Origin of the sequence: Amycolatopsis sp. NPDC049691 (assembly GCF_040675005.1) — a bacterium.
GTDB lineage: Bacteria > Actinomycetota > Actinomycetes > Mycobacteriales > Pseudonocardiaceae > Amycolatopsis.
In genome coordinates this window covers 559,224-572,349 of record NZ_JBFANX010000001.1, presented here as the reverse complement: position 1 = coordinate 572,349, position 13,126 = coordinate 559,224, and the positions used below count along the sequence as shown (strand labels likewise).

At 73.1% G+C, this 13,126-nt stretch carries 18 protein-coding genes; 3 read left to right on the top strand and 15 right to left on the bottom strand.

The window, feature by feature from the left end; all coding sequences use genetic code 11:
• Nucleotides 1-26: 26 nt before the first annotated feature.
• Entirely contained in the window at nt 27-515 is a 489-nt protein-coding gene (locus AB0J40_RS02770; protein ID WP_003096372.1) for a helix-turn-helix domain-containing protein, read from the top strand.
• Nucleotides 516-605: 90 nt separating this feature from the next.
• Here the strand turns inward: AB0J40_RS02770 and nusB are convergent, their stop codons facing one another.
• From nusB to AB0J40_RS02755, 3 genes are read right to left on the bottom strand one after another with little or no spacing between them, the layout of a single operon-like run.
• Nucleotides 606-1,061 carry a transcription antitermination factor NusB gene (gene nusB, locus AB0J40_RS02765; RefSeq protein WP_285453753.1) on the bottom strand — a complete coding sequence of 152 codons (456 nt, stop codon included), beginning with the start codon at nt 1,059-1,061 and terminating at the stop codon, nt 606-608.
• Nucleotides 1,061-1,624 carry an elongation factor P gene (gene efp / locus AB0J40_RS02760; protein WP_125315891.1) on the bottom strand — a complete coding sequence of 188 codons (564 nt, stop codon included), beginning with the start codon at nt 1,622-1,624 and terminating at the stop codon, nt 1,061-1,063. Before efp ends, nusB begins: the two co-directional genes overlap by 1 nt.
• 43 nt (nt 1,625-1,667) lie before the next feature.
• Nucleotides 1,668-2,756, bottom strand: coding sequence for a Xaa-Pro peptidase family protein (locus AB0J40_RS02755; protein ID WP_364446514.1), 1,089 nt, complete (start codon nt 2,754-2,756; stop codon nt 1,668-1,670).
• 62 nt (nt 2,757-2,818) lie between these two features.
• Between AB0J40_RS02755 and AB0J40_RS02750 the strand changes: the two genes are divergently transcribed.
• Nucleotides 2,819-3,370 (top strand): B-4DMT family transporter, encoded by a 552-nt coding sequence (locus AB0J40_RS02750; protein ID WP_364446511.1) that lies wholly within the window; start codon nt 2,819-2,821, stop codon nt 3,368-3,370.
• A 32-nt stretch (nt 3,371-3,402) separates the two neighbouring features.
• Here AB0J40_RS02750 and AB0J40_RS02745 read toward each other — a convergent pair whose 3' ends face one another.
• From AB0J40_RS02745 to AB0J40_RS02700, 10 genes are all read right to left on the bottom strand, one after another.
• Nucleotides 3,403-4,884: a beta-xylosidase gene (locus AB0J40_RS02745; RefSeq protein ID WP_364447292.1), complete on the bottom strand. Its 1,482-nt coding sequence runs from the start codon at nt 4,882-4,884 to the stop codon at nt 3,403-3,405.
• Nucleotides 4,885-5,110: 226 nt separating this feature from the next.
• Nucleotides 5,111-6,025, bottom strand: coding sequence for a GNAT family N-acetyltransferase (locus AB0J40_RS02740; protein ID WP_364446509.1), 915 nt, complete (start codon nt 6,023-6,025; stop codon nt 5,111-5,113).
• Nucleotides 6,022-6,453 carry a type II 3-dehydroquinate dehydratase gene (gene aroQ / locus AB0J40_RS02735; RefSeq protein ID WP_086671145.1) on the bottom strand — a complete coding sequence of 144 codons (432 nt, stop codon included), beginning with the start codon at nt 6,451-6,453 and terminating at the stop codon, nt 6,022-6,024. The genes AB0J40_RS02740 and aroQ overlap by 4 nt, the downstream gene beginning before the upstream one ends.
• The gene (gene aroB, locus AB0J40_RS02730; protein WP_364446506.1) at nt 6,450-7,559 is read right to left on the bottom strand and encodes a 3-dehydroquinate synthase; all 1,110 of its coding nucleotides are present in this window, start codon (nt 7,557-7,559) and stop codon (nt 6,450-6,452) included. The genes aroQ and aroB overlap by 4 nt, the downstream gene beginning before the upstream one ends.
• Nucleotides 7,560-7,567: 8 nt before the next feature.
• Complete coding sequence (locus AB0J40_RS02725) at nt 7,568-8,089, bottom strand: shikimate kinase (protein ID WP_364446504.1); 522 nt, start codon at nt 8,087-8,089, stop codon at nt 7,568-7,570.
• The gene (gene aroC / locus AB0J40_RS02720) at nt 8,086-9,273 is read right to left on the bottom strand and encodes a chorismate synthase (RefSeq protein WP_364446501.1); all 1,188 of its coding nucleotides are present in this window, start codon (nt 9,271-9,273) and stop codon (nt 8,086-8,088) included. Before aroC ends, AB0J40_RS02725 begins: the two co-directional genes overlap by 4 nt.
• Before the next feature lie 48 nt (nt 9,274-9,321).
• Nucleotides 9,322-10,086, bottom strand: a complete 765-nt coding sequence (locus AB0J40_RS02715) for a prepilin peptidase (RefSeq protein WP_364446498.1) — start codon at nt 10,084-10,086, stop codon at nt 9,322-9,324.
• A gap of 153 nt (nt 10,087-10,239) precedes the next feature.
• Entirely contained in the window at nt 10,240-10,881 is a 642-nt protein-coding gene (locus AB0J40_RS02710; RefSeq protein ID WP_364446495.1) for a zf-HC2 domain-containing protein, read from the bottom strand.
• Nucleotides 10,878-11,390 (bottom strand): sigma-70 family RNA polymerase sigma factor, encoded by a 513-nt coding sequence (locus AB0J40_RS02705; RefSeq protein WP_364446492.1) that lies wholly within the window; start codon nt 11,388-11,390, stop codon nt 10,878-10,880. Before AB0J40_RS02705 ends, AB0J40_RS02710 begins: the two co-directional genes overlap by 4 nt.
• Nucleotides 11,391-11,394: 4 nt before the next feature.
• A complete protein-coding gene (locus AB0J40_RS02700) occupies nt 11,395-11,763 on the bottom strand; it encodes a hypothetical protein (RefSeq protein ID WP_086678274.1) in 369 nt (122 codons plus the stop codon).
• Between the two features lie 105 nt (nt 11,764-11,868).
• Here AB0J40_RS02700 and AB0J40_RS02695 point away from each other — a divergent pair, with 105 nt between their 5' ends.
• Complete coding sequence (locus tag AB0J40_RS02695; RefSeq protein WP_364446489.1) at nt 11,869-12,303, top strand: Rieske (2Fe-2S) protein; 435 nt, start codon at nt 11,869-11,871, stop codon at nt 12,301-12,303.
• A 72-nt stretch (nt 12,304-12,375) separates the two neighbouring features.
• Here AB0J40_RS02695 and AB0J40_RS02690 read toward each other — a convergent pair whose 3' ends face one another.
• Both AB0J40_RS02690 and AB0J40_RS02685 read right to left on the bottom strand, forming a co-directional pair.
• On the bottom strand, nt 12,376-12,831 hold the full coding sequence (locus AB0J40_RS02690; protein WP_364446486.1) for a PTS glucose transporter subunit IIA: 456 nt from the start codon (nt 12,829-12,831) through the stop codon (nt 12,376-12,378).
• The gene (locus AB0J40_RS02685) at nt 12,828-13,067 is read right to left on the bottom strand and encodes a PTS glucose/sucrose transporter subunit IIB (protein ID WP_072482356.1); all 240 of its coding nucleotides are present in this window, start codon (nt 13,065-13,067) and stop codon (nt 12,828-12,830) included. The genes AB0J40_RS02690 and AB0J40_RS02685 overlap by 4 nt, the downstream gene beginning before the upstream one ends.
• Between the last annotated feature and the right edge of the window lie 59 nt (nt 13,068-13,126).

The following is a 13,126-nucleotide window of genomic DNA, read 5'->3' as shown; positions in this document are numbered from 1 at the left end:
GGGGGTGGAGAACGGAGAACGACCAGATGGGCGATTACGCCAAGGCGCTCGGGGCCAAGCTCCGCGGGATCCGCCAGCAGCAGGGCCTGTCCCTGCACGGGGTCGAGCAGAAGTCCGGTGGGCGCTGGAAGGCCGTCGTCGTCGGCTCGTACGAGCGTGGCGACCGTGCCGTCACGGTGCAGAAGCTGGCCGAGCTGGCCGACTTCTACGGTGTGCCGGTGGTCGAGCTGCTGCCCGAGGGCCGGGTCCCCTCCGGTGCCGAGCCCGCCACCAAGATCGTCATCAACCTCGAGCGCCTGCAGCAGCTGCCGGCCGAGAAGGTGGGCCCGCTGGCCCGCTACGCGGCGACGATCCAGAGCCAGCGCGGCGACTACAACGGCAAGGTGCTTTCGATCCGCACCGAGGACCTGCGGTCCCTGGCGATCATCTACGACATGACCCCGGGCGAGCTGACCGAGCAGCTCATCGACTGGGGCGTCCTGCCGCCGGAAGCGCGTCCTTCCAAGGAGGACTGATCCGCTCGTGTTGTTGCGCCGACGCAGTGAGCGTTCCCCGGTGGGGCACCGGAGACGCTCACTGACCTCGTCGGGGGGCTCGCAGCAGACTCAGAGCACCGCGCGCAGGCGGTCGGCGATCGTGCCGATGCGGCCCAGCACGCCGTTGACGAACCGCGGCGAATCGTCCGTGGACAGTTCCTTCGCCAGGCCGACGGCCTCGTCGATCGCGACGGGGTCCGGCACGTCCTCGGCCCAGAGCAGCTCGTAGACCCCGACCCGCAGCACCGCGAGGTCGACCTTCGGCATCCGCTCCAGGGTCCAGCCCTGCGCGTGCTCCGCCAGCAGCTCGTCGATCTGGGGCTTCCGCCCGGTCACACCCTCGACCAGGCTGATCGTGTAGTCCGCGATCGGGTCGACGTCCGTCGCGCCCACGCGGTCGGCCAGCAGCGTCACCGCGTCGGTGTCGCGCTGCGCGGCCTCGTACAGCATTTCCACCGCGCGGCGGCGCGCCTGCCTGCGGCTGATCGCGCCGCCGCGGTTCGGGTGGGGTTTCGACGTCGGCATCAGCTGGAGACGCGGCCCAGGTAACGGCCGTCGCGGGTGTCGACCTTGATCTTCTCGCCGGTGGACAGGAACAGCGGGACCTGGATCTCCGCGCCGGTCTCCAGCGTCGCCGGCTTGGTGCCGCCGGTCGAGCGGTCGCCCTGCAGGCCCGGGTCGGTGTGCTGGATGACGATCTCGACCGACGTCGGCAGCTCGACGTACAGCGGCTCGTTCTCGTGCACCGCCACCTGGACCTCGGTGTTCTCGAGCATGTAGTTGGCGTTGTCGCCGACGACCTCGGCCGGGACCGTGATCTGGTCGTAGGTGTCGCCGTCCATGAACACGAAGTCGGCGCCGTCCTTGTACAGGTACGTCATATTGCGGCGGTCCACCGTGGCCGTGTCGACCTTCGTGCCCGCGTTGAACGTCTTGTCGACCACCTTGCCGGTGAGCACGTGCTTGAGGGTCGTACGCACGAAGGCGCCGCCCTTGCCCGGCTTGACGTGCTGGAACGCGGTGACGGTCCACAGCTGGCCCTCGAGGTTGAGGACGAGCCCGTTCTTCAGGTCGTTGGTCGTGGCCACGAGCTTGCAGTCTCCTGTGTCGATCTACGGTTCGCGGCCGCTGTCAGACGACCACGAGGTTCTTGGTGCTCAGGGTGAGGAGTTCGGGCTCCCCAGCCCGCACGACGAGCGTGTCCTCGATGCGCACGCCACCGCGCCCCGCGAGGTAGACGCCGGGCTCGACGGTGACCGCCATACCGGCGGACAGTGTACCGACGCCCGTGGCGGCGAAGCTGGGCGCCTCGTGGATCTGCAGGCCGACGCCGTGCCCGAGCCCGTGCGCGAAGTGCTCGCCGTGGCCGGCGTCCGCGATCACCGCGCGCGCCGCGGCGTCCACATCGGACACCTCGGCGCCCGGCACGACGGCGTCGACGCCGGCCGCCTGGGCGGCGTGCACGAGGTCGTAGACCTCCCGCTGCCAGTCCGCGGGCTCGCCGAGGACGAAGGTGCGGGTCATGTCGGAGTGGTAGCCGTCGACGGTCGCGCCGAAGTCCATCTTCACGAAGTCGCCGCGCTTGAGCTCGGCGTGCGTGGGCTGGTGGTGCGGGATGGCCGAGTGCGCGCCGGCGGCGATGATGGAGGCGAAGCTGGGCGCGGACGAGCCGTGCTCCAGCATCCGGTTCTCCAGGTCGCGGGCGATGTCCAGCTCGGTCCGGCCGGGCCGCAGGCCGCCGGCGGCGAGCAGGTCGTCCAGCGCCCGGTCGGCCGCGGCGCACGCCTGGCGCAGCGCGTCGATCTCGGCTTCGTCCTTGACCAGGCGCAGCTGCTCGACCAGGCCGGGGGCGCGTTCCAGCGGCACGTCCTTCTTGAGGGATTCGTACTCCTCGACGCTGACGTGCCCGCTCTCGAAGCCGACGCGCCCGTAGGTCTTGGGGTCCTCCGCGGCCTTGGCGACGAGGGCGGCGGCGCTGGCCCGGTCGACGACCGTGGCGAGATCGGGCACCTCGGCGGCCGACTGGGTCGTGTAGCGGCCGTCGGTGCAGAAGAGCGTCTTGGCGTCGCCCTCGGCGTGCAGCAGCACGGCGGCGTTCGAGCCGGTGAAGCCGGTGAGGTAGCGGATGTTGAGCAGATCGGTGACCAGCAGCGCGTCCAGGCCGGCTTCGGTCAGAAGCCCGCGCAGCGCCGCCCGGCGTCGTCCATGGGTTTCGGGCACGGTCCCAGCCTAGTGGGCGTGCGTGGGGCAACTCGCCGGTAACCTGGCCTACACTCCGCAGGATGAGCGCTTGGGTGATCCGCGGGCTGGGGATGGCGCTGCTGCACGCCGTGGCGCTGACGCTGCTGGCCAAGTACGCCGTCTACCACCCGACGGACCAGACGCTGATGACGTCGGTGGCCCTGGCGGTCCTGGTGGGCGCGGCGGCGCTGTGGAGCGCGCTGGACGCGTGGCGGGGCCTGCCGGACCGCGGCCGCGCGTGGTTCATCGCGGCGCTGGTGGCGGGCGTCGTGTCGGGGATCCTGTACGTGATCGGCCGGGCGGTGTTCGTCGACCAGACGGGAGTTTCCGAGCTGGGCGGCGCGTTGACCGGCGGGGCCGCGTTCTCGGCGTTGCTGGTGCTCGTGCCGGCGGGGCTGGGGTTGTTCGTCGGCGGGCGGATCGGCCGTCGGCCGGCGGACGAGGAGGCCGCGTCGGAGGAGCCGGCTCGCGAGGTGCCGTCGCCCCGGCCGCGCGCCCGTGATCGGGCGGCTGCGCCTTCGCCTCGGCCGGTCGAGCGTTCGGATGCGGCGCCCTCGCCCCGTCCACGACGGCTGGGGTCGCGGAAGAACTAGCCCCGGGGCCGGTTCTCCGGCTCGTCGTCGCGTCAGCCGACCAGGGAGGGGCCCTGCGGGGTGCCGTCCCACTGGGCGTCCGTCACGGGCTTGGCCGTCGAGCCGTTGCCGGCCACGATGCCGCCGTCCGGGACGCGCCACAGGCGGCGGTCGTCGAGGACCAGGGCCAGGCCGCGGCCCGGTGCCTGGACCGCGTCCGCGCCGGAGCGCAGCCGCGTCGCCACCGGCAGCGCCGCCACCGCGGGCGGTTCCTTCTCCAGCAGCTCGCCCGCCAGGGCCGCCGCCACCCCGCGCCGGTCGACGCGCACCTTCTGCCCGGCGCGGACCAGGTCCATCGTGCGGTCGGGCGAGGGCATCGTCACGCCGTCGAACGTCGCCGCCACCCGGCCCGGGTTCGCGCAGGCCTGGCTGCCCAGCAGGTCGAGCCCGAAGTGCCGCAGGCCGGTCGGCGCGCCGGCGGAGCCGATCGCGGTCGCGCGCACGACATCGAGCGGCACCCGGTCGCACGGCGCCGCCGACGACAGCGGCGCGTGCCCGTCGGCGCGGCGCACCAGCCCCGGCCCTTCCTTCCACGGGCCGGGGACGACCACCGGCCGGTACGGGTTCTCGGTGAAGTCGGCGGTCCAGAACGTCAGCGTGGTCCCGGTGTCCGTCTCGTGCGCGATGACGAACGCGTCGAGCGCGCCCACCCACATCAGGTCGGCGCTGAACCCTTCGACGACCGAACGCCCACGCGGCGCCGACGTCGTCGCGACCGGCACGAACCCGCCGACGTCGAGTGCCTGCACCCCGGAGCCGAACGCGGGATCGCGCGACCGGAGCACGAACTGCCCGGCCCCGTTCCACGCGGCGGCGCGGCCGGTGGTGTCGGTGAACATCAGGTAGAACCAGCCGTCGAGGTAGACGGCCGAAGGCTGGCCGGCGCCGTAGACGTTGGCGCGGTGCACGTCGTGCGACGGCCCGAGGATCGGTTTCCCGCCGGCGGCGCGGGTCCAGTGGACGCCGTCCTGGCTGGTGGCGAGCCCGACGGCGTTGCCGAGCGCGTGGTCGCCCGCCGCCCCGGTGTAGTAGAGGTAGTAGGTCGTGCCGACGCGCAGGACGGACGGGTCGCAGGTGTGCATCCCGTCGAACTGCCCGGGCGCCCCGGAGAAGACGGCGGCCGGGATCCCGCCCCCGGGCCCGGCGAACGGCCCGTCGATCGACTGGGCCTGCGCGTAGAGAATGTCGTCGCCGGCGGGCCCGGCGCCGCCGTACTGGCTGCACCACCACATCCGGGTCTGCCCGCGGTCGAGCATGACGGAGGGCCCGTAGTTGTAGACGGCGTCCGCTCCACCGGCGGCGATCACGCCACCACTCTGCCGGGGGTCACCCGAAGCGAGCTTGACATCGACGGGCCGCGGCGCGGCGGTCGGCTGCCCGCCGGCGATGGCGGGTTTCTCGCCCGCGGCTTGCGGCTGGGCGTAACCCTCGGTGCACCCCGCGACGAGCAGCCCGGCCAGAACACTGGCGAGCAGGGCACGGCGAAACGGGCGCACGACACCGGAGTGTAGCGAGAGCTGAATCGATCGGGTGACAGCACGCCTGGTCGACGGTCGCTCGATCGTGGGCAAGATCGCGGGCGGGGTAACGGTTTTCGGAAAGGCGCCGGTCAGACGGTCGTGAATGAGAAACAGGGTTTCTCACTCACGACAAGCCGCGGCAGACCCGGGAACCGGACCTCGGTCGCGATGCCGGTGAGGGTCAGCTCGTCGCCGGTGGGCCTTCGAGCGCCACCAGCTCGACTTCGAAGCCGGCGTCGTTCTCGAGGTAAGCCGCGTAGTGGGCGTCGCCGCCCGCGTACGGGTAGCGAGCCGCGAACATCTCGCGCCAGCCGTGCGCCGGGGCGCGCGCGGCCAGGTCGTCGACCTCCGCGCGGGTCGCCACGTGCAGGGCCAGGTGGTTCAGCCCCGGCCGGGTGCGCTCGTGCTGCCCCGCGCTCATCGCCGGGGAGGCCTCGACCACCACGTACGTGCCGCCGCGGCGCCAGCTGACTCCCGCCGGCCAGCGTTGGAACTCCTGCCAGCCCAGCTCGCCCAGCAGCCAGCCCCAGCTCCGCTCCGCCTCCGCCAGGTCCGGTACCCACAGCTCGATGTGGTGCGGCCGCCCCGCCACCGGCGCCAGTGCGACCAGCACCCGGTGCAGGTCGCCGTAGTGGATGCCGCTGCCCACGTCCAGGAAACCCAGGCGGGCGGCCACCTTGCGGCTCGCCGCGTTGTTCTCGTGCACCAGCGCCCAGACCGCCGGGAGCCCGAGCGCGTCGAGGCCGTGCCCGAGCACCGCCCGGGCCGCCTCGGTCGCCAGGCCCTGACCGGCGTGCGCGCTCGCGACGTAGTAGCCCAGCTCGGCCACCCCGCCCGGCAGCTCCGATGACGGGCGCAGGTGCGCGACGCCGATCACCTCGCCGTCGCGCTCGATCACCCAGTGCCCCTGCCCGGCCGGGCCGCGGTAGGCCAGGCGGCGGTCGACCATCGCGCTCGCCGCCGCCGGGTCCGAAAAGTCCGCCGCGAAGAAGCGGCTCATCTCCGGGTCCGAGAACACCTTCACGACGGCTTCGCGGTCGGCCTCGACCAGCCCGCGCAGCGTCAGGCGCGCCGTCGTCAGCGTCGGCAGCGTCATCCTGGGTGCGCGGCGAGCCACCGCAGGGCGAGCGGGTAGCCGTCGACGCCCAGGCCCGCGATCACCGCCGTCGCGATGTCCGACAGCACGCTGTGGTGCCGGAACGCCTCCCGCTTGTGCACGTTCGAGATGTGCAGCTCGATCAGCGGCGCGGACAGCTGGGCCGCGGCGTCGCGCACCGCGATCGAGTAGTGCGTCCACGCTCCCGCGTTCAGCACCACCGGATTGCCGCCGTCGGCCGCTTCGTGCAGCCAGCCGACCAGCTCGCCTTCGTGGTCGGTCTGCCGGACCTCGACCTCGATCCCCAGCTCCTCCCCCGTCTTGACGCAGAGCGCCGCTAGGTCGTCGTGGGTGGTCGAGCCGTACACCGACGGCTCGCGCTTGCCGAGCCGCCCGAGGTTGGGCCCGTTGAACACGAACGCCTTCACAGCAGCACGCTCCCGCCGCTCTTGGGAGCATCCGCCGCGATCGCCGAGTACGCCGCGGCCAGCAGCGACGGGTCCGGGCCCTCGAGCCGGCCGGGCTTGCCGAGACCGTCGAGGACGACGAACCGCAGCACCCCCGAGCGGGTTTTCTTGTCCCCCTTCATGGTTTCCAGCAGCTGCGGCAACGCGTCGGCGTCGTACGTCGTCGGCAGGCCGAGCAGCTTCAGCACGGCCGCGTGGCGCTCGGCCGTCGCGTCGTCGAGCCGCCCGGCCAGGCGCGCCAGCTCGGCGGCGAACACCAGCCCGACGCTCACGGCGGCGCCGTGGCGCCACCGGTACCGCTCGCGGCGCTCGATGGCGTGGCCGAGCGTGTGGCCGTAGTTGAGGATCTCCCGCAGGTCCGACTCGCGCAGGTCCGCGGCCACGACGTCGGCCTTGACCTGGATCGACCGGCGGACCAGCTCGCCCAGCACCTCGCCGGTCGCGTCGAGCGCGGCGGCCGGGTCGGCCTCGATCAGCTCGAGGATCCGCGGGTCGGCGATGAAGCCCGTCTTCACGACCTCGGCCATCCCGGCGACGAGCTCGTTCGGCGGCAGCGTCTCCAGCGTCGCGAGGTCGACGAAGACCGCGCTCGGCTCGTGGAACACCCCGACGAGGTTCTTGCCCGCCTCGGTGTTGATGCCGGTCTTGCCGCCGACCGCGGCGTCGACCATGCCGAGCAGCGTCGTCGGCACGTTGACCAGCCGGACCCCGCGCATCCACGTGCCCGCGACGAACCCGGCGAGGTCGGTGACCGCGCCGCCGCCGAGGCCGACGACGACCCCGCGCCGGTCCAGCCCGATCCGGCCGAGGACCTCCCAGCAGAAGCTGGCGACGGTCAGCGCCTTGCCGTCCTCGGCGTCGGGGATTTCGACGCGGTGTGCGTCGAGACCGGCCGCGATCAGCTCCTCGCGGATGGCCTCGGCCGTGGTGGTCAGCGTGGGCGGGTGGATGAGCGCGATCTTCGAGGCGTCGGCCAGCTGCGCGGTGAGGTCGCCGAGCAGGCCGCGGCCGACCACGACGTCGTAGGGATGGGCAGTGGCGACCGGGATGCGCACCGGATCGGACACGGGGAAGATCACTCCTTGGCTTCGGCGGGGGCGAGCCGCGCGGCGAGGTCCGCGACGATCTCGGCGGGCGTCCGGTCGTCGGTGACGACCTCGACGGTGGCGACCTCGCGGTAGACGGGCACCCGCTCGTCGAGCAGTTTCTTGAACGTGGCGCGGGGGTTCACCCCGGCCAGCAGGGGCCGCGCGCTCGACAACCCGGTGCGCTGCACGCCGGCGGCGAGGCCGACGTTGAGGAACACGACGGTGTGCTCGGCCAGCCGCGCGCGGGTGCCCGGGGTGAGCGGGGCGCCGCCGCCGAGGGAGAGCACGCCTTCGTGCTCCGCCAGCGCCGTCGCGACCGCTTCTTCTTCCAGCGCGCGGAAAGCGGGTTCGCCGTCTTCCGCGAAGATGTCGGAGATGCTGCGTCCGGCGCGCGCGACGATGTCGTCGTCGCTGTCGCGGAATTCGACGCCGAGTGCCTTGGCGAGCAGCGGGCCGACCGTGCTCTTGCCCGAGCCGGGCGGGCCGACGACCACCGCGCGAGGGCTCACCAGCGCTCCTCGAGGGCCTTCAGGTACGCCTCGGCGTTGCGCTTGCTCTCGGCGAGGGAGTCGCCGCCGAACTTCTCGAGCGCGGCGTCGGCGAGGACGAGCGCCACGACCGACTCGAGCACCACGCCGGCCCGCGGCACGGCGCAGACGTCCGACCGCTGGTGGATCGCGACGGCCGGCTCACCGGTCTTGACGTCCACTGTGGACAGTGCTTTGGGGACGGTCGAGATCGGCTTCATCGCGACGCGCACCCGCAGCGGCTCGCCGTTGGTGATGCCGCCTTCGAGGCCGCCCGCGCGGTTGGACCGGCGGGTGACGCCGACCGGGCCGGTGCCGCGGTCGATCTCGTCGTGCGCCTGACTGCCCCAGCGGCGGGCGGTGGTGAAGCCGTCACCGACCTCGACGCCCTTCATCGCCTGGACACCCATCAGCGCGCCGGCGAGCCGGGCGTCGAGCCGGCGGTCCCAGTGGACGTGGGAGCCGAGGCCCGGCGGGAGGCCGTAGGCGAGGACCTCGATCACGCCGCCGACGGTGTCGCCCGCCTTCCGCACGGCGTCGACCTCGGCGACCATCGCGTCGGTGCCCTCCTGGCTGAACGCGCGCACCGGGCTCTCGTCGATGGCGGCCAGGTCGGCCGCGACCGGCAGCGGACCCTCGGGGGCGTCCGCACCGCCGATCGAGACGACGTGGCTGAGGATCTCGACGCCGAGCAGCTGCTTGAGGAAGTTCCGCGCGACGGTGCCGAGCGCGGTCCGCGACGCCGTCTCGCGGGCGCTGGCGCGCTCGAGGACGGGGCGGGCCTCGTCGAAGCCGTACTTCTGCATGCCGGGCAGGTCGGCGTGGCCGGGGCGGGGCCGGGTGAGCGGTTCGTTGCGCGCGAGGCCTTCGAGGACCTGCGGGTCGACCGGGTCGGCCGCCATGACCTGCTCCCACTTGGGCCACTCGGCGTTCTCGATCTGGATCGCGACCGGGCCGCCCTGGGTCAGGCCGTGGCGGACGCCGCCGAGGAAGTCGATGTGGTCGGTCTCGAAGCCCATCCGCGGGCTGCGCCCGAAGCCGAGGCGGCGCCGGGCGAGCTGCTCGGTGACGTCGGCGGTGGTGACGCCGACGCCGGCGGGCATGCCTTCGAGCACGGCGGCCAGCGCGGGTCCGTGCGATTCACCTGCGGTGATCCAGCGCAACATGGGCTCAATCCTGTCACGGGGGCCGGTCGGGGCCGAAGGGTGTTCCGGTCATGGCGCAGCCGGGAAGAGGGCGCACAGCCAGGTGGCGGCGAGGAGGCCGGGGCCGTGGGGCACGCGGGGGCCGCCGAAGGGGGCAGTGAGGCGGGGGATGTGTGCCGGTCGGGAGGTGGATGCGGGCCGCGGGTTCGGGGCGGGTGCCGCTTGGGGGCCTGGTGCCGACGACGCCGGGTGAACGGCGGCGGCTCGGGCACCGGCACGGCTTCGGGCGGCGCGGGCGAGCGCGAGGGCCAGGCTGAACACCGCCGCCAGGACCGCCGCCAGCGCGACGTGGGGCCGGCCGGCCGCTCCCAGGACCATGCCCAGGCTGCCGGACAGCTTCACGTCTCCCGCGCCCAAGCTGCCCGGGGCCAGGCGGGCCACCAGTGCGTGCGCGCCGCCGAACAGGAAGGCGCCCATCGCCGCGCGGAGTGCCACGGACGGGCCTCCGCCGCCGAGTGCCGCCGCGCCGATCGCGGCTCCGATGAGCGGGTACGCGGGCAGGGTCACCGTGTCCGGCAGGCGTAGGTGGCGCAGGTCGGCCAGGGCCAGCGGGACGGCCACAACACCCAGGACCACCGGGATCGGCAGCCACCACGCCGGGCAGGCTCCGGCCGCCCAGCGAGCGGCCGCCGCGGCGGTCACGAGCGCCGTGAGGACGGCCGCGAGCCGGCGCGGGATCGGGGCCCGGGCCCGGGCGAGGACGTGGGCGGTCACCGGTGCGGTAGCGGCGCCGGCGGCTGCCGCGGCGAGGGGGAGCAAGATCGTCGGGGACATGCGTCCAGGGTGCTGGCGGAGACCTGACCAGGGCAAACGCCGAGCGTCGCGAACGGACCGTTCGCGACGCTCCAGCCCCGGATTCACTCCTGTGGGCGACACGACAAGGGGCTCGTCCGGGACCCCCTGCGTCCCGGACGAGCCCCACCCCCGTCACAACGTCAACCGCAGCAACGGGCGTCCGCTGCCCCCGCGCACCTCCAGCGCCGCGAGATCCGTCCTCTTCAACGCCGTCCCGATCACGATGCGGGCCGTGTTGTCCGGCACCGCCTTCCACGTCGCCAGCTGCGTCTCCTCGCCGGACCGGGAGATCGCCACCAGCACGTACTCGCCGCTGCTGCGGTCGCCCGTGTAGCTGCACTGCATGTCGACCTGCGTGCCCCAGTCGAACGCGTCCAGGCGGGCGTCCGCGCGGACCGGGAACTGGCCCAGCGCCGTCATCGCGAGCGAGGGCGGCGAAGCGGGCGGAGGCGCCGAAGCGACGACCGCCAGCGCCACGCACGCCGACACCGCCAGCGCCGCCGAAGCCGACGTCACCGCCAAGCGGATCCGGCGGCCGCGGCGGACCCGGCGCAGCACCTTCGGCAGCAGGTCCGGCGGGGGTGCCGACAGCTCGGGGACGGCCGCCGGGGCGTCCACCCTCGCCAGCAACCCCGGCAGCCCCGCCAGCTCGCGCACCGAGGCCGCGCAGCGGTCGCACGTCCGCAGGTGGGCTTCGAACCGCCGGCGGTCCTCGGGGGACAGCGCCCCGAGGACGTACGCCGCGTCGAACGTCGCGAACGGGTCCTCGCTCACTGGGTCACCCCCCTCTCCTCGAGCACCAGGCGCAGGGCGCGCAACGCGTAGTGCGTGCGCGACTTGACCGTCCCTTCGGCCACTCCCAGCCGCAGTGCCGCGTCCGCCACGGAATAGCCCTGGAAGTAACACAGCACCAGCACCTCGCGGTGCCGCTCCGACAGCTCCGCGAGCGCCTCGGCGACGAGCCAGCCCTGGACCGCGCGGTCGGTCCCGTCCGCGACCGCCCGTTCCGGCGGCTGGTCGGTGACCACCTCCGAGCGGGCCGACGCCGAGCGCCAGCCGTCGATCGCGATGCGCCGCGCCACCGTGAACAGCCACGCCCGCGCCGAGCCCGTCGACTGGTCCAGCACCGTCGTCGACCGCCAGGCGCGCAGCAGCGTCTCCTGGACGACGTCCTCGGCCCGGATCCGGTCCCCGGACGTCAGGTGGAGCGCGTACGACCACAGAGCGCCCGCGTGCTCGTCGTGGAGCGCGCGCATCAACGCGTCTTCGGCGACCTCTCCCACGAACTCAGGCCGAGACCCGGCGCCGGTCCTTCACGAACAGCAGCGCGAGGCCGCCGACGATGCAGACCGCTTCGGTGATCACGCCCCAGTACTCCGGCTGGCTGTTGAACTGGTCGTGGTTCCCGGCGAACCCGACCGTCGCGGCCAGCACGTACGCGCCGAGCGTCAGCACGCCGAACCCGACCGCGCCCAGCGCCGGCAGCCAGTGCCGCCAGGCCAGCACCGCGATCGCGATGACGAGGCCGCCGATCGCGTCGAGCAGGAACAACGGCCCGACGATGCCCGGGTAGTCCTCGGTCCACAGGAAGTAGTGCACGCCCGCCGAGCCGAGCAGCGCGGCCGCCACGACGATGCGTAGAACCCAACCCACCATGATCGATCCTCCACTCCACACCCACTCGGGTAGATACACGGAACAGGGGCCGATCGGGTTCACCGCGGATTGAACCGATGCGGTGTCGATCTCGTTCATAAGGGCATGACTGCCGAACTGCACTCCCGCCGCACCGTCCTGACCACGGGTGCCGCCGTCGCCGGTGCCGCCGTCGGCGCCGTCGCGCTCACCGCCTGCTCGTCGGACGACGCCAAGTCCGGCACCGCGCAGGCGCCGATCGCCGCCGGGACGCCGCTGGTCGCGCTCGCCGACGTCCCGGTCGGGCAGGCGAAGGCCGCCAAGGCACCGGACGGCTCCGACGTGATCGTGGCCCGGACGTCCGAATCGGCCTGCGCCGCCTTCAGCGCGATCTGCACGCACCAGGGCTGCACGGTCGCGCCGAAGGGCGCCGACCTGGTCTGCCCGTGCCACGGCTCGGTGTTCAACGCCCTCACCGGCGAGGTCAAGCAGGGCCCGGCGAACAAGCCGCTGCCGAGCGTGCCGGTCAAGGTCGAGAACGGGAAGGTCGTCGCCGGCTGACGAGCCGGGAACGCCGGAGAGCCCTTGTGGACGAGCACCGTCCACAAGGGCTCTTCGTGTGACAGAAGGAACTCAGGCGTCCCAGCCGAACAGCTTCTCGCCGGCCGCGACGTCGCGTTCGGCGTCCAAACCGGACAGAACGTCCGCCGAGGCGTCCAGCGCGACGACCGGGACGATCGCCGAGTAGCCCGCCGCGGTCACCGCTTCCGGGTCCCAGCTGACGATCGGCTGGCCGGCCCGCACCTGCTCGCCCTTGACGACGTGCAGCGTGAAGCCTTCGCCCTTCTCCTTGACCGTGTCGATCCCGAGGTGGACCAGCACGGCCTTGCCGTCCTCGGTCGCGACGACGTAGGCGTGCGGGTGCAGCGTCGCGACCGTGCCGTCGACCGGCGCGACCGCGTCCGACCGCCCGCCCGAGGGCTGCACCGCGATGCCCGGGCCCACCATGGCCTGCGCGAACACCGGGTCCGGGACCTCGGTGATCGGCACCACGCGCCCGGCGACCGGGCTGAGGATTTCCAGGCTCACAGCAGGTCCTCGATGTCGCTGGCGATGGTGTCCGCCTCCGGCCCGACGATCACCTGCAGGGCCGTCGAGCCCATCTTGACCACGCCCATCGCGCCGGCCTTCTTCAGCGCCGCTTCGTCGACGAGGCTCATGTCCTCGACTTCGCAGCGAAGGCGCGTGATGCAGCCCTCGACCTCGGTGAGATTGTCCGCGCCGCCGAGTGCCGCGAGGATCTTTTCGGGCCTGTCATCCGCCATCGCGGTCTCCTTGATCACTGTTTGTTCCCAACCTGACGCGAACCGCGTGTCCACCTGTA

Bases quoted from the DNA above. Each gene is read 5' to 3' on its own strand.
- aroC (WP_364446501.1), bottom strand. From the start codon at position 9,273: ATGTTGCGCTGGATCACCGCAGGTGAATCGCACGGACCCGCGCTGGCC.
- AB0J40_RS02740 (WP_364446509.1), bottom strand. From the start codon at position 6,025: ATGACGCTGCCGACGCTGACGACGGCGCGCCTGACGCTGCGCGGGCTG.
- AB0J40_RS02715 (WP_364446498.1), bottom strand. From the start codon at position 10,086: ATGTCCCCGACGATCTTGCTCCCCCTCGCCGCGGCAGCCGCCGGCGCC.
- AB0J40_RS02695 (WP_364446489.1), top strand. From the start codon at position 11,869: ATGACTGCCGAACTGCACTCCCGCCGCACCGTCCTGACCACGGGTGCC.
- AB0J40_RS02770 (WP_003096372.1), top strand. From the start codon at position 27: ATGGGCGATTACGCCAAGGCGCTCGGGGCCAAGCTCCGCGGGATCCGC.
- AB0J40_RS02750 (WP_364446511.1), top strand. From the start codon at position 2,819: ATGAGCGCTTGGGTGATCCGCGGGCTGGGGATGGCGCTGCTGCACGCC.
- nusB (WP_285453753.1), bottom strand. From the start codon at position 1,061: ATGCCGACGTCGAAACCCCACCCGAACCGCGGCGGCGCGATCAGCCGC.
- AB0J40_RS02685 (WP_072482356.1), bottom strand. From the start codon at position 13,067: ATGGCGGATGACAGGCCCGAAAAGATCCTCGCGGCACTCGGCGGCGCG.
- AB0J40_RS02700 (WP_086678274.1), bottom strand. From the start codon at position 11,763: ATGGTGGGTTGGGTTCTACGCATCGTCGTGGCGGCCGCGCTGCTCGGC.